Raw genomic sequence first — 13,659 nt, 5'->3', positions numbered from 1 at the left:
ATGTCGGGAGCGGACCGCAGGCCCGCGGCGAACGCGCACAGCCCCGCCGCGTTCGCCGCACACGGCAGGCCATGCGGCGAACGCGCACAGCCCCGGCGCGCCCGCCGCGCCCGCTCAGCCGGCGGCGTGCGTGTCCGCCAGCTCCAGCACCTCGTCCAGGATGGCCAGACCGGTGCGCGCATCCTCCACACTGATGTTCAGCGGCGGCACCACATGGATCCGGTTGAAGTTGGCGAACGGCAGCAGCCCACGGGACTTGCAGGCCGCGATCAGCTCGTTCATCTCCGGGCTGGAGGAACCGTACGGCGCCAGCGGCTCGCGCGTGGCCCGATCGCGCACCAGTTCCACCGCCCAGAAGGCCCCGACGCCGCGGACCTCGCCGACCGACGGGTGCTTGGCCGCCAGCTCGGCAAGCCCCGGGCCGAACACCGTGGTGCCCAGCTCCGCCGCATGCTCGACCATCTTCTCGTCCCGCATCGCGTTGATCGTGGCCACCGCTGCGGCGCAGGCCAGCGGATGCCCGGAATAGGTCAGCCCGCCGGGGTAGGCGCGTTGGGCGAAGGTCGCGTAGATCTCCTCGGAGATCGCCACGCCGCCCAGCGGCACGTAGCCCGAGTTCACGCCCTTGGCGAAGGTGAGCAGGTCCGGCACCACGCCGGCGTGGTCGATGGCGAACCACTTGCCGGCACGGCCGAACCCGGCCATCACCTCGTCGGCGATGAACACGATCCCGTATTTGGTCGCCAGCTCGCGGACACCCTTGAGGTAGCCGGGCGGGGGCACCATAATGCCCGCGGTGCCCGGGATCGATTCCAGCACGATGGCGGCGATGTTGGCAGCTCCCTCCAACTGGATCGTGGTTTCCAGGTGTTCCAGCGCGCGCTGGCATTCCTGCGCCTCGTCGGCGGAGTGGAACTGGCTGCGGTACAGGAAGGGTGCGTGGAAGTGGACCGTGCCGGCGTTGCCGTAGTCGTTCGCCACCCGCCGCGGGTCGCCAGTGATGTTGACCGCCAGCGCCGTCCCGCCGTGGTAGGAGCGGTAGGCGGAAAGCACCTTGTAGCGGCCGGTGTGGAGCCGGGCCATCCGGACCGCGTGCTCCACGGCGTCCGCGCCGCCGTTCGTGAAGAAGACCCGGTTCAAGTCCCCGGGGGTCAGCTCGGCGATCAGGCGCGCGGCCTCGGACCGGGCGGCGTTTGCATGCTGGGGTGCCACGGTGCACAGCAGACCGGCCTGCTCCTGGATGGCCGCGACCACCTTGGGATGCTGGTGGCCGATATTGGTGTTGACCAGCTGCGAGGAGAAGTCCAGCAGCCGGTTGCCCTCGCCGTCCCAGACCCAGGACCCCTCCGCCCGGGTGACAACCATGGGGGTGATCTGTTCCTGGGCGGACCAGGAATGGAACACATGCTGCCGGTCCAGCTGATAGGCGCGGCGGCCGGCTTCCAGTTCCGCCGAACTCAACGGTGTGCCTGTGGTGGTGGTCATGGCGCTCTCCTTTAGATGTTCTGCGGGAAGCCGAGGTTGATGCCGCCGTGGCTCGGGTCCAGCCAGCGCGAGGTCACAACCTTGCCGCGGGTGAAGAAGTGCACGCCCTCGGAACCATGCGCATGGCTGTCACCGAACAGCGAGTTCTTCCAGCCGCCGAACGAGTAGTACGCCATGGGCACCGGGATCGGCACATTGATCCCCACCATACCCACCTGCACTTCGTTCTCGAAGCGGCGGGCGGCACCGCCGTCGTTGGTGAAAATCGCCGTGCCGTTGCCGTACTGATTCCCGTTGATCAGCGCCAGCCCTTCGTCGTAGCCCGGCACCCGCACCACCGACAGGACCGGTCCGAAGATCTCATCCGTGTAGATGGACATCTCCGGCGTCACCCGGTCGAACAGCGTCGGGGCCAGGAAGAAGCCGTCGCCCTCCGCATCCGGCTCCACGCTGCGCCCGTCCAGCACCAGTTCGGCGCCTGCTTCAACGCCTGCCGTGATGTAGCCGGCCACCTTGTCCCGGTGAGCCGCCGTGATCAGGGGCCCCATGTCCGTGCCGCGCAGGCCGTCGCCCACGCGCAGCTTTGCGGTCCGCTCGGCGATCTTGGCCACCAGTTCGTCCGCGACGGACTCCACTGCCACCACCGCGGAGATCGCCATGCAGCGCTCGCCGGCCGCGCCGTAGCCGGCGTTGACCGCGGCATCGGCGGCAAGGTCCAGGTCGGCATCGGGCAGCACCAGCATGTGGTTCTTGGCCCCGCCCAGCGCCTGCACCCGCTTGCCGGAGGCCGTGCCGCGCTCATACACGTAGCGGGCGATGGGCGTCGATCCGACGAAGGAAACGGACTTGATCTCGGGGTGCTCCAGCAGGGCGTCCACGGCTTCCTTGTCGCCGTGTACCACGTTGAAGACGCCGTCGGGCAGCCCGGCTTCCTTCCACAGCTCGGCCATCCAGTTGGCGGCCGTGGGGTCCTTTTCGCTGGGCTTCAGGACCACGGTGTTGCCGCTGGCGATCGCCACCGGGAAGAACCACATGGGTACCATCGCGGGGAAGTTGAAGGGGGAGATGATTGCGGCCGGCCCCACCGGCTGCCGGATCGAGTGCACGTCCACTTTGGTGGAGGCGTTCTCGGTGTAGCCGCCCTTCAGCAGGTGCGGGATGCCGCAGGCGAATTCCACAACCTCCTGCCCGCGCGACACCTCGCCGAGCGCGTCGTCCAGCACCTTGCCGTGTTCGGCGGTGATGATGGCGGCCAGTTCGCCCTTGCGCGCGTTCAGCAGCTCGCGGAAGTTGAACAGGATCTGCATGCGGCGGGCCAGCGACGTGTCGCGCCAGGCCGGGAACGCTGCCGCCGCCGCCTGCACCGCTTGATCGACGACGGCGGTGCTGGCGAGGGCGACGCGGGCGGAGACTTTGCCGGTGGCCGGGTTGCTCACGTCGCCGAGTCGGCTGTCGGGCTGCGGGGCCATGTAGGTCCCCTGGATCCAGTGCTGGATGGTCTGCATGGTTCTCCTTGTTTCGAGTTGTTGCCCGCACTTGGCCCCCGGCCAGGAAGTGAACGGGGACACGTGCGATGGGTCTTCCCCTATCCTCGGGTGCCCCGTCCGCCCGTGCCACTGACACTCTGTCGGAAGATACGCGTTGGGGCTTACACTGTGTCAATGCAGCTGAGCGTGCGGGACGTACTCGACCTCGAGGTGGTGCGGGCCGGCGAACCCGAGGTCCTCTCGGGCGCCGACGCCTTGGCCTCGCCCGTCCGCTGGGTCCACGTGGCCGAGTTGCGGAGCCTTGCCGGCCTCCTGGAGGGCGGCGAGCTGGTCCTGACCACCGGCCTGGCGTTCGAGGACTCCGCCGCCGAAGCCACCCGCTACCTCGCCGAGCTGGCAGCGGCAGGGGCCGCCGCCGTCATCGTCGAAATCACCGCCCAGAGGCCCCGGGCCGCCGCCGCACTGCGCGAGGCCGGCCGCACCGCCGGCCTGCCGGTCATCCTGGTGACCCGCCGCATCCGGTTTGTGGAGGTCACCGAGGTGGTGCACCGCATGCTGGTGGCCGGACAGCTGGCGCAGCTGGAGCGATCGCGCCAGGTGCACGAGGTTTTCACCATGCTCAGCCTGGAGAACGCCCCGCCGGAGGAGATTGTGGCCCGGGCCGCCGAACTGATCAATGCTCCCGTGGTGCTGGAAGACGTGGCCCATCTGGTGCTCGCTTTCGCCCCGGCCGGCATGCCTGCTTCGGAACTGCTCGACGGCTGGGCCGAACGCTCGCGCCTGGTGCACTATCGCGAGGAGACGGCCCGTGCCGGCTCGGCAGGCTGGCTGCAGGCACCGGTGGGACTGCGCGGCCAGCGCTGGGGCCGCCTCGTGGTGCCGGTGGCGGGCGAACCGTTGGCCGGCGCTCGGGCGGACGGGACTGTTGAAACCGCCGACGCCGACGCCGCCATGGTGCTGGAGCGGGCCGGCCAGGCCCTGACCATCAACCGCATGGCGGAACGGGACCAGCGCGAACTTGCCCACCAGGCCCGCTCCGGCCTGCTGCACGAACTCCGCCGGCCCGGCGCACTGGAAGAGCCCGAGGCCCTGGCCCGGGCTGCGGCCCTGGGGCTGGCGTCCGCTCCGGTCTACCTGCCGGTGGTGTTCCAGCTGGCGCGGCCTGCCGCCGAAGAACCGATCGAACTGCAGCGGCGGGAGCGGGCGCTGCTGGACTTGCTGAACAGTGTGGCCGCGGCCGCCCGGGTGTCGGTGCTGGCAGCCAGCCTGCAGGCCGGCTCCATCGGGCTGCTGGTCTCGGTGCCGGCCAGGCAGCTGGAAGACCCCGTGCTGGAACGGCTGTGCGGCCAGTTGACCGAGCAGACCAGCCCCGACTGGACCGTGGGGGTTGGCCGCGGCCGGCAGGAGCTGCTGGCCGCTGCCGCGGGGATGGACGAAGCGGCACATGTGGCCGAGGCCGCGGCCGGGCTCGGCACCGGCAAACGGTTCTACCGGTCTTCGGACGTCCGGTTGCGCGGCGTGCTCTCCCTGCTGCGCGACGATCCGCGCGTGGCCGCCTTCGCCGACGCCGAACTCGCCGCCGTCGCCCACGACCGCGACGCCCTGGACCTGCTGCAGCGGTACCTGGAGGCCGGTGGCAACAAGGCCCGGCTCGCGCGCGACGGTTACCTCAGCCGCCCCACGCTTTATGCGAGGCTGGCGCGCCTGCAGGAGCAGCTCGGCGTCCCGCTCGAGGACGCCGAGTCGCGGACGTCGCTGCACGTGGCCCTGCTGCTGCACCGGATGCGCGGCTGACCCGACCGGCCCGGCGCAGGCTAGGCCGGCAGCGAACCCTTGCCAGCGGTGGCCGACCGGCCGATATGGTGGAGGCATGAGCCAGAGCAGCGACACGGCGGAGTTCAGCACCAAGGGCGCCTACGTCCACAGCGGCGAAGAGTTCGACCGGGACACGAACTACATCGAGGACCGGATCGTGGCCGATCCCGATGCCGTGCGTGCCTCGGACGGGCCGACCGGCGGCACCATCGGCAACCCGAACGGCGGCCTCGGCGACGGCGCCAAAGCCTGGCCGGTTGAGGCCGGCCGCTACCGCCTGGTCGCCGCCCGCGCCTGCCCCTGGGCCAATCGCGCCATCATCGTCCGGCGCCTGCTCGGGCTTGAGGACGCCATTTCGCTCGGCCTGCCCGGCCCCACCCACGATGCCCGTTCCTGGACCTTTGACCTGGACCCCGGCGGCCGGGACCCGGTTTTGGGCACCGAGCGCCTGCAGGAGAATTACTTCAAGCGCTTCCCGGACTACCCCCGCGGCATCACCGTGCCGGCCATCGTGGACGAGGCGAGCGGCGCCGTCGTCACCAATGATTACCCGCAGATGACCCTGGACTTCTCCACCGAGTGGAAGGAGCACCACCGCGAGGGCGCGCCGGACCTGCTGCCGGCCGACAAGCTCGACGAAATGCAGCCGGTCATCAAGCGCATCTACACCGAGGTTAACAATGGCGTCTACCGCTGCGGTTTCGCCGGCTCGCAGGAAGCCTACAACGCCGCCTACGACCGGCTCTGGGCCGCTATGGATTGGCTCGAGGAGCGCCTCACCAGCCGGCGCTACCTGATGGGCGACACCATCACCGAAGCCGACGTCCGCCTCTTCACCACGCTGGCCCGCTTCGACGCCGTCTACCACGGCCACTTCAAGTGCAACCGGAACAAGCTGACCGAGATGCCCGCGCTATGGGGCTACGCCCGTGACCTCTTCCAGACCCCGGGTTTCGGCGACACCACCGACTTCGTGCAGATCAAGCAGCACTATTACATCGTGCACGAGGACATCAATCCCACCCGGATCGTCCCGCAGGGCCCCGAGCTCTCCGGCTGGCTGACCGATCACGGCCGCGAGGCCCTCGGCGGCAGCCCCTTCGGGGACGGCACCGCACCGGGTCCGGTGCGCGAATCCGAACGTGTCACCGCCGGCCACAACCCGCTCTACCCCGCTTAGCAGCATGTCCCGCGGGGTGGATGACGACGGCCGTCCCCGCATTGCCGTCAGCTACGCCCGGGACGCCGCGTCGCATCCCGCCTGGTTCTCTGACGTCCTGGCCTCTCTGGCCCGGCACGCGGCCGCAGGCCTGGAAGCCGCCGGCGCGGATCCCGTCGTCGTGAATTCCGCGTCGGGCCACGTCTTCAGCGCGCTCGACTATGACGGCGTGGTCATCCTGGGCGGCGGGGACGTGGACCCGGCCCGCTACGGCGGCGACACCGACGAAAAAACCGTCCACGGCGTGGACACGGCCGCCGACGAGACCGAGATCGACCTGGTCAAGGGGGCTATTGCCAACGGCCGGCCGGTCCTCGGCATCTGCCGCGGACTCCAGTTGATCAACGTCGCCTTCGCCGGCACCCTCTTTGAGGATCTGGGCCCGGAGTCGTTCCACAAGATACATCGGCCGCAGCCGCCCATGGCCAGCCATCCGGTGCGGATTGCCCCCGGCAGCCTGCTGGCGGCGGCGCTCGGCAGCGGCGAAGTCGCGGTCCAGTCCGGCCATCACCAGGCCGTGCGCCGGTTGGGTGACCGGCTCCGCGTCGTGGCCACTGCGGCCGACGGCGTGGTGGAAGCCCTGGAACTCGCCCGCCCCGATGAAGGCTGGCTGCTGGCGGTCCAGTGGCACCCCGAAGAACCCGGGTCGCCCGAAGGGCAGTTCCAGGCGCTGCTCAGGCCCTTCGTCGAGGCGTGCCGGAAGACGACCGCAAGCCTGGGCTGACAGGGGCCGGCACTAAGCCAAATGCCTCTCGGCGTAGGCCTTCATGGCATCCCGCACGAAAGACGCGCCGGCCTCGCCGCCGTAGTTGGCGCCGAACCGCGGGTCGGCCACGTACATCTCGCCCAGACCGGTGAAGTAACCGTAGGACACCTGCTGGCCGCCGTTGGCACTGGAAAGCCAGTCGAACTGGCGCTGCGCCAGGGCCTGAGCCTCCGCGCTGTCGGCGGCTACCCCGGCCTGGCTGGCCGCGACCCAGTCGGCCATCAGCTGGCGGGACCGTTCCGTCCAGGCCTTCCGCTCCGCGTCGGACATCCCGCGCCACCACTTGTCGCCCTTGGCATACGCATCCTTGCCCCAGCGCTCTTCGACCTCCTGCTTGTACTGCGTGTGGTCGAATCCGTCGAACATTTCACTGGCCACGAGATCCTCGCCCCTTTCCGTCTTGTCGATGGTGGTCTTGACGGAGGCGATCTGCCGCTCCAGCCGGTCGCGCTCCTGCAGGAGAAGTTCCAGGTGGCCCCGCAGGGCCGCCGACGCGTCCCGGGTGCCCTCGAACACCTTGCCGATCTCCGGCAGCCCCAACCCGAGCTCCCGCAGCAGCAAAATGCGCTGCAACCGCAGGAGGGCTCCGTCGTCGTAATAGCGGTAGCCGTTGTGGCCGATGCGGCTGGGCTCAAGCAGGCCAATGTCCTGGTAATGCCGGAGGGTCCTGCTGGTTGTTCCCGCCGCCTTGGCGACCTCCTGGATCGAGTATTCGCCCCCTCCAACCTGCGGTGCTGTTCCCATGACAACCACTATGGAGCTTGACGCAGCGGCAAGGTCAAGTGGTCCGGTGCGGCGGTTCCCTGGCCGTCCGGGATAGCATCGGCACGTGCACACCGACCGGCCCGCAGATTCTCCCCGAGACCCCGGTGGCGGTGCCTCCCCGCCCGGCGGGCAGAACGTGGCGCACCGCCAAGGCATCCGGATGTCCGCGCCGCTCGCGTTGTTCCTGGCGTTGTTGGCAGGGGTCGGACTGGCCATGCAGAGCCGCCTCAACAGCCAGTTGGGCATCGAGCTGGGGGACCAGGTGGGAGCAGCCCTGGTCAGTTTCGGTACCGGGCTGGCGGCCGTTCTGCTCTTCACACTGGTGCACCCGTCGGTGCGGGGCAAGCTGCGTGCCGTTCCCCGGATCCTGCGGCAGCGGGCCTATCCGCGCTGGTACCTGGGGGCCGGGTTGGTCGGCGCCTTCTACGTGTTCGCCCAGGCGGCCACCGTCGGGCCGATCGGGTTGTCGCTGTTCACCATCGCCATTGTGTCCGGCCAAATGGCGTCCGGCCTCCTGATGGACCGGTGGGGGATCGGGGCCGGACGGAAAATCGCGGTCAGCGGTGCCAGGTTCGCCGGCGCGGCGCTGGCTTTCCTAGCCTCGCTCATTGCCGCCAGCGCCCACCTGGGAGCGTCAAGGACAACGGGGCTGCTCGTACTGTTCATGCTCATCCCGCTGGCGGCCGGGTTGATGCAGAGCGTGCAGCAAGGCGTTCTCGGCCAGGTGGGCGCGGCACACGGCAGCCCGGTGATTTCCACGCTGCTGAACTTCGGGGTAGGGACGGCCGCGTTGCTGGCGGTCTGGGCGGCCCAGGCGCTGATGACCGGGCGAACCGACCTGATCACCGGCGACTGGTGGTTGTACCTGGGCGGGCCGCTCGGAACCCTGATCCTGGCCGCCGGCACCGTCGCGGTGGCCAGCACCGGCGTGCTGCTGACCACCCTGACGGTGATCGGCGGGCAACTGGTGGGTGCGCTGGTATTGGATCTCTTCTGGCCCTCCGCGGGGAGCGCGGTCGGTCCGCAAACGCTGGTGGGCATCGCGCTGACGGGCGCCGGGCTGCTGATTGCTGCCCGTTCCGGCCGCGCACGCCGTTCCGGCCGCACTGGTTAGGAAGGCCGGTGCCGCAGGCGGCCCACCGCGCAAGCTTGGAGGGCCGGTGCCGCGGGCGGCCCGGCGGTGGGCGGCGCTACCATGGCCCAATGGACGACGGCGGTGCCTCCTGCGGCCCGGTGCGCTCGGTCTTCGGAGCGGATCCGGAGAGCCGCGCGGCCCTGGCCGTCCTGCAGATGCTGCGCGACCTTGAGCCATGGCTGCTGCGGGACGGGGCCGCCGTCGAGCAGGGGTCCGCGCTGGCGCTGCTGGACGATCGATTCGCCGCCGTCCACAGCGTGAGCAGCCTGCTGAACCAGTCCTTGGCCGCGGCGACGGACAATGTGCTGGCGCTGCGCCGGCTGCTGTTCGAGGAACCGGGGGAGCACGGAACAACGTCGTACCGGGTGCACACGCACTCGCCGTACTCGCTGGTGCGGACGGTCATCGAATGCACCTCCACGGTGCTGTGGGCACTCCAGCCGGAAGAAGGCACGGAGCGGGCGCGGCGCGGCCTGGTTCTCATTGCCCGCGACGTCTTCAACGCCGCGTCGTTCTGGGATGCGTATCTAGGCGACCTGCGGCCGGACCGGCATGCCCGGGCCATGGATTACTTCGACGGGCTCCGCGGCGCGGTCAACGAGGCCGCCGAGTCGCTGCAGCTGCCGCCGATTTTCGCCGCCAAGGCCGACGGTTCCTGGGGCTACGCCACCAAGAACCGTACGCAGACTTCGATCCTGAAGGACCTGCGGGAGGGGGACCTGCCGCCGTCGTTGATGTATGTCTGGCAGTTCTGCAGCGGACATTCGCACGGGCTTCAGTGGGCATCCGCCCAGGGGGTCCGGTACCCGGATCCGTTCAGCGACTCCGGGACCGAGGAGTTCCGCCCAGGGAGCATGCAGCAGCTGCGGCGGATGTGCGAGGTGTCGCTGGGCCTGGTGCCGCGGGCCTGGGACGTTTTCGACAGGGAGCGCCGGGTGTGGCCCTTGCTCTGACCCCAGACGGGGAATCAGCGGTAGGAGCGGTGCAGGTTTTCCTTGGCGGAGGCGCCGCCCGGGCGCCCGGAAATCCACGGTCCGGTGCCCTCGGACGGGTCCAGCACGCCGGTTTCCAGCCAGGTGTAGTCGCCCGCGAGCACGTGCGAGGCCAGCCGGCCGTCGCTGGCGTCGGAATTGCGCCAGAGGTCATCGAAGAGGTGGCCGATCCGTTGCCGGGCCTGCAGGCAGAAGGCGTCGGCCAGCTGGTAGGCCGACCTGCCCTGGGCGGCGTCCCGGCTGCGCAGCATTTCGGCGTGGCTGCAGCAGGCGGCCATGGCAAAGAGTTCGGCGCCGATATCCACGATCCTGCCCAAAAAGGCCTGCCGCTTTTCCAACCCGGCCTGCCACCGGCCCATCCCGAGGAACGTCTGCCGGGCCAGCCGGCGGGAGGACCGTTCGATGAACCGCAGGTGCCGGGCCAGCAGGCCGAACTCGCTGTACGACCGCGGGTTCATGCCGCGGCCGGCGAGCAGCCGGGGAAGCCAGCTGGCGTAGAAGCCGCTGGCGCTCAGGGCCGCCTTCGCCTTGGCCCGGGCGTCTGCGTCGGGCGAGGCCAGGTCGCCGGCCGCGGCCAGGTGGGCGTCGACGGCCTCGCGGGCAATCAGCAGGTGCATGATTTCGGTAGAGCCTTCGAAGATCCGGTTGATCCGCATGTCGCGGAACGCTTGTTCCGCCGGAACGGCGCGCTCGCCGCGGGCAGCCAGAGACGCGGCGGTCTCGTAACCCCGGCCACCGCGGATCTGGACCAGTTCGTCGGCAATCCTGAAGGCGGATTCGCTGGACCACAGCTTGGCCAGCGCCGCTTCAATCCGGATGTCCTTCATGCCGGCATCCGCGAGCCCGGCAGACAGCTCAAAAACCGCGTCGAGAGCGAAGGAGCCCGCGGCGATGAAGGCGATCTTCTTGCCGACCGCTTCGTGCTTGCCCACGGGTTTGCCCCACTGGACCCGCGCATTGGACCATTCGCGGGCGATCTTCAGGGACCACTTGCCGTTCGCGGCGCAGAGCGCGGGAATGGACAGGCGCCCGGTATTCAGCGTGGTCAGGGCGATCTTCAGGCCCTGGCCTTCACGGCCCAGGCGGTTGGCTGCGGGGACGCGGACGTTGTCGAACCGGGTCACGCCGTTTTCGATGCCCCTCAGGCCCATGAAGGCGTTGCGGTTTTCCACCGTGATCCCGGGGGAATCCGCTTCCACCACGAAAGCGGAGATGCCGCCGCGCTGGCCGTCATGCTCCGGCACCTTGGCCATCACCACTACCAGTTCCGCGATCACGCCGTTCGTGGTCCACAGCTTGCTGCCGTTGAGCAGGTACGCGTTGCCGTCCTCGGTGAGGGTCGCGGTGGTGCCCAGGCGGGCAGGGTCGGAGCCGACGTCGGGCTCGGTCAGCAGGAACGCCGTCACGGCGCCGGCCGCGCAGCGGGGCAGGTATTCGCGCTTTTGCTCCTCGGTGCCGAAGACTTTCACCGGCTCGGGCACGCCAATGGACTGGTGGGCCGAGAGCAGCGCGCCGAGCGAGGGGTGCACGGAACCCAGCAGCATCAGGGCGCGGCCGTAGTACAGCAACGACAGTCCGAGGCCGCCGTATTCGACCGGGATCTTGATGCCGAACGCTCCGATCCCGGCCAGACCGGCCAGGTACTCGTCGGGGATTCTCGCCTCACGCTCGATCCGCGCCCCGTCCATGGTCCGGGCGAACTCCGCCAGCGTCGCCAAAAACGCTTCGCCGGCCTCGCGCTCGGACGGAGCCGGCAGCGGATGTGGATGGATCAGGTCCAGGTCGAAGCGGCCCATGTACAGGCCCTTGGCGAAACTCGGCCGGTTCCATTCGGTTTCGCGGGCTGCCTCGGCGAGTTCCCTCGCCTCGCGCTCGCCGGTCTCGGCCGGTCCGGCTGTCCCTGCTTCGGCCGGCAATGGTCCTGCGTCGGGCGCCGTGCCGGCGTTCCCGGCCTTCGTTCCGGCAGCGGCTGTGCGGGCGGCAGTTGTCTGGTCGGTCTCGGCGCTCATGGCAGTCCCCTTCGACGCGGGCCTGCGGGCGCCAGGCCCTGTGCTGTCCCCTCATGTTACTGCCCGGTAGCGCTTTTGCCGAGGGAGGATTTTGAGAACGGGAATAACTGCGAATAGCTGAAGCTTCAACTAATTAGTTATTGCACGCAACCCCGGGAGCACCATGGACTTCGGCATTTTTACCTTCGGCGAATTAACGCGCGGCCCGGGCGGGGAGTCGCTGTCGCCCCGCCAGCGCCTGGAGGAACTGGTCCAGCTGGCCAAGATTGCCGACCAGGCGGGCATCTCGTTCCTCGGGCTGGGCGAGCACCACCGCAAGGACTTCGCCATTTCGGCGCCGGAAATCGTCCTGGCTGCCATCGCCCGCGAGACCACCAACCTGCGTCTGGCCACGGCGGTGACCGTGCTGTCCACCCAGGACCCGGTGCGCCTCTTCGAGCAGTTCGCCACGCTGGATCTGCTCTCCGGCGGACGCGCCGAGGTCATTGCCGGCCGCGGCGCCTTCACCGAGTCCTACCCGCTGTTCGGGTACGACACGGCCGACTATGACGGACTGTTCGAAGAGAAGCTTCAGTTGCTGCTGGCCGCCCGCGGACAGGAGAACCTGACCTGGAACGGCACCTACCATCACAGCATCCGGGGCATGGACGTGTCGCCGCGGCCGCTGCAAGAGAGGCTTCCGGTCTGGGTCGGCGTGGGCGGCACGCCTTCTTCCTTCGAGCGGGCCGGACGCCTGGGGCTGCCGCTGTACCTGGCACTGCTCTCCGGTCCGCAGCACTTCGTCCGGCACATTGAGTACTACCGTGAGTCCGCCGCGGCGCACGGGCACGACCCGGCCACGCTGCCGGTGGGAACGGGCGGCCACTTCTTCGTGGCTCCGACCTCGCAGCAGGCGCGCGACACGTTCTACCCGTACTACCGCGCATACTTCGAGCAGAACATGCCGCGGCCGGCCGGACACTTCCCGCGCGAGACCTTCGAAGCGTGGGCCGGCCCGGGCGGCGGCCTGCTCGCCGGGAGCCCGCAGGAAGTGATCGACAAGATCATGGAGCAGTACCAACTGTTCGGTCATGACCGCTACATGGCCCAGGTGGGCCTTGGCGGGCTGCCGTTCGCGGACACCGCCCGGTCCATCGAACTCCTGGCCACCGAGATCATGCCGGTCATCCAGCGGGAGACGCATCCGGCCAAGCAGCCCTAGCGCCCTCGATGAAGGGCCGGGCCCCGCGCGGCCGGGGTCAGGCGCCGCGCTCGGCGGACTCCGCGTGCCGCAGGACCGCGTCGGCGCAGGCGCCGGGCTGCTCCCAGTGCACCATGTGCCCGGCGTCCTGCACGGCCACGTGGTGCCAGTGCGGGTGCCGGGCCAGGAAGTCCGCGACCGCGGCAGGCGGCCGGGTGGGATCGCGGGTGCCGGTCACCACGAGGGCGGGAGCGGCCACCAGTGCCGCGACCTCGGGTGCGGCCCCGGCCAGCCCCGCGGGCAGGCTGCGGCGCACGACGTCGGGGTGCCGCCTGAAGGGGGCCCGGAATGTTACGCGGTCCGCGCCCTGCGGCTCGTTGCCGCCGCTAAACCACGCGCGAATCAGCTCCTCGCCGGCGGCCAGGTACGCTGCCGGATCGGAAGATTCCCCGCCGAACAGGCGGCTGAGCTTGTCGACGGTTGCCGCCGACGGCGGCACCGGCACCATCCCCACCACGGTGAGCGACGCCGTCGTCCGCGGAAAGCGTGCCGCGATGGTGGCGGCGATGTTGCCGCCGAGGGAGTGCCCGACCCAGTGCACCGGCCCGCCGCCGAAGCGGTCGACCAGGGCCGCGGCGACGTTCTCCACGGTCCAGTCGAAGCCGGCGGGCGGACCGCTGCCGTAGCCGGGAAGATCCGGGGCCGCGACGTCGCGGCCGCCGGCGGAGAGCCGGGCGGCCAGCGGTTTCCAATAGCCGGCGGAGCAGGCCCAGCCGTGCAGCAGGACAATCGGATGCGTCATGGCT

Annotated in this window: 11 protein-coding genes; 6 read left to right on the top strand and 5 right to left on the bottom strand. The window is 69.8% G+C overall.

The annotated features are described in order from the left end of the window. Window positions 1–114: 114 nt before the first annotated feature. Together AC5RVG_RS05000 and AC5RVG_RS04995 are read right to left on the bottom strand one after the other, a co-directional pair. Window positions 115–1,485: an aspartate aminotransferase family protein gene (locus AC5RVG_RS05000; protein ID WP_494012925.1), complete on the bottom strand. Its 1,371-nt coding sequence runs from the start codon at window positions 1,483–1,485 to the stop codon at window positions 115–117. An 11-nt stretch (window positions 1,486–1,496) separates the two neighbouring features. Continuing rightward, window positions 1,497–2,990 carry a CoA-acylating methylmalonate-semialdehyde dehydrogenase gene (locus AC5RVG_RS04995; RefSeq protein ID WP_494012924.1) on the bottom strand — a complete coding sequence of 498 codons (1,494 nt, stop codon included), beginning with the start codon at window positions 2,988–2,990 and terminating at the stop codon, window positions 1,497–1,499. 156 nt (window positions 2,991–3,146) lie between these two features. On the opposite strand from AC5RVG_RS04995, the gene AC5RVG_RS04990 reads away from it, so the two are divergent. From AC5RVG_RS04990 to AC5RVG_RS04980, 3 genes are all read left to right on the top strand, one after another. After that, window positions 3,147–4,766, top strand: a complete 1,620-nt coding sequence (locus tag AC5RVG_RS04990) for a PucR family transcriptional regulator (protein ID WP_494012923.1) — start codon at window positions 3,147–3,149, stop codon at window positions 4,764–4,766. 76 nt (window positions 4,767–4,842) lie between these two features. Then, the gene (locus AC5RVG_RS04985) at window positions 4,843–5,967 is read left to right on the top strand and encodes a glutathione S-transferase family protein (RefSeq protein ID WP_494012922.1); all 1,125 of its coding nucleotides are present in this window, start codon (window positions 4,843–4,845) and stop codon (window positions 5,965–5,967) included. Between the two features lie 4 nt (window positions 5,968–5,971). Further along, window positions 5,972–6,730: a gamma-glutamyl-gamma-aminobutyrate hydrolase family protein gene (locus AC5RVG_RS04980; protein WP_494012921.1), complete on the top strand. Its 759-nt coding sequence runs from the start codon at window positions 5,972–5,974 to the stop codon at window positions 6,728–6,730. Window positions 6,731–6,742: 12 nt separating this feature from the next. Here the strand turns inward: AC5RVG_RS04980 and AC5RVG_RS04975 are convergent, their stop codons facing one another. Then, the gene (locus AC5RVG_RS04975) at window positions 6,743–7,516 is read right to left on the bottom strand and encodes a MerR family transcriptional regulator (RefSeq protein WP_494012920.1); all 774 of its coding nucleotides are present in this window, start codon (window positions 7,514–7,516) and stop codon (window positions 6,743–6,745) included. Between the two features lie 85 nt (window positions 7,517–7,601). On the opposite strand from AC5RVG_RS04975, the gene AC5RVG_RS04970 reads away from it, so the two are divergent. Next, window positions 7,602–8,651 carry a DMT family transporter gene (locus AC5RVG_RS04970; protein ID WP_494012919.1) on the top strand — a complete coding sequence of 350 codons (1,050 nt, stop codon included), beginning with the start codon at window positions 7,602–7,604 and terminating at the stop codon, window positions 8,649–8,651. An 89-nt stretch (window positions 8,652–8,740) separates the two neighbouring features. Further along, window positions 8,741–9,625, top strand: coding sequence for a hypothetical protein (locus AC5RVG_RS04965; protein WP_494012918.1), 885 nt, complete (start codon window positions 8,741–8,743; stop codon window positions 9,623–9,625). Between the two features lie 14 nt (window positions 9,626–9,639). Here AC5RVG_RS04965 and AC5RVG_RS04960 read toward each other — a convergent pair whose 3' ends face one another. Continuing rightward, the gene (locus AC5RVG_RS04960) at window positions 9,640–11,673 is read right to left on the bottom strand and encodes an acyl-CoA dehydrogenase family protein (protein WP_494012917.1); all 2,034 of its coding nucleotides are present in this window, start codon (window positions 11,671–11,673) and stop codon (window positions 9,640–9,642) included. A 163-nt stretch (window positions 11,674–11,836) separates the two neighbouring features. On the opposite strand from AC5RVG_RS04960, the gene AC5RVG_RS04955 reads away from it, so the two are divergent. Next, window positions 11,837–12,874 carry an LLM class flavin-dependent oxidoreductase gene (locus AC5RVG_RS04955; RefSeq protein WP_494012916.1) on the top strand — a complete coding sequence of 346 codons (1,038 nt, stop codon included), beginning with the start codon at window positions 11,837–11,839 and terminating at the stop codon, window positions 12,872–12,874. 37 nt (window positions 12,875–12,911) lie between these two features. On the opposite strand, the gene AC5RVG_RS04950 is transcribed toward AC5RVG_RS04955, so the two are convergent. After that, entirely contained in the window at window positions 12,912–13,655 is a 744-nt protein-coding gene (locus tag AC5RVG_RS04950; protein ID WP_494012915.1) for an alpha/beta fold hydrolase, read from the bottom strand. Window positions 13,656–13,659 lie beyond the last annotated feature (4 nt).

The organism is Arthrobacter senegalensis (assembly GCF_059091765.1).
The sequence above is the reverse complement of the archived record's forward strand: the minus strand, read 5'-3'. Positions and strand labels throughout refer to the sequence as shown.

Excerpts from the sequence above, each read along its gene's own strand:
- AC5RVG_RS05000 (WP_494012925.1), bottom strand. The coding sequence starts at position 1,485 with ATGACCACCACCACAGGCACACCGTTGAGTTCGGCGGAACTGGAAGCC.
- AC5RVG_RS04995 (WP_494012924.1), bottom strand. The coding sequence starts at position 2,990 with ATGCAGACCATCCAGCACTGGATCCAGGGGACCTACATGGCCCCGCAG.
- AC5RVG_RS04990 (WP_494012923.1), top strand. The coding sequence starts at position 3,147 with ATGCAGCTGAGCGTGCGGGACGTACTCGACCTCGAGGTGGTGCGGGCC.
- AC5RVG_RS04985 (WP_494012922.1), top strand. The coding sequence starts at position 4,843 with ATGAGCCAGAGCAGCGACACGGCGGAGTTCAGCACCAAGGGCGCCTAC.
- AC5RVG_RS04980 (WP_494012921.1), top strand. The coding sequence starts at position 5,972 with ATGTCCCGCGGGGTGGATGACGACGGCCGTCCCCGCATTGCCGTCAGC.
- AC5RVG_RS04975 (WP_494012920.1), bottom strand. The coding sequence starts at position 7,516 with ATGGGAACAGCACCGCAGGTTGGAGGGGGCGAATACTCGATCCAGGAG.
- AC5RVG_RS04965 (WP_494012918.1), top strand. The coding sequence starts at position 8,741 with ATGGACGACGGCGGTGCCTCCTGCGGCCCGGTGCGCTCGGTCTTCGGA.
- AC5RVG_RS04960 (WP_494012917.1), bottom strand. The coding sequence starts at position 11,673 with ATGAGCGCCGAGACCGACCAGACAACTGCCGCCCGCACAGCCGCTGCC.
- AC5RVG_RS04955 (WP_494012916.1), top strand. The coding sequence starts at position 11,837 with ATGGACTTCGGCATTTTTACCTTCGGCGAATTAACGCGCGGCCCGGGC.
- AC5RVG_RS04950 (WP_494012915.1), bottom strand. The coding sequence starts at position 13,655 with ATGACGCATCCGATTGTCCTGCTGCACGGCTGGGCCTGCTCCGCCGGC.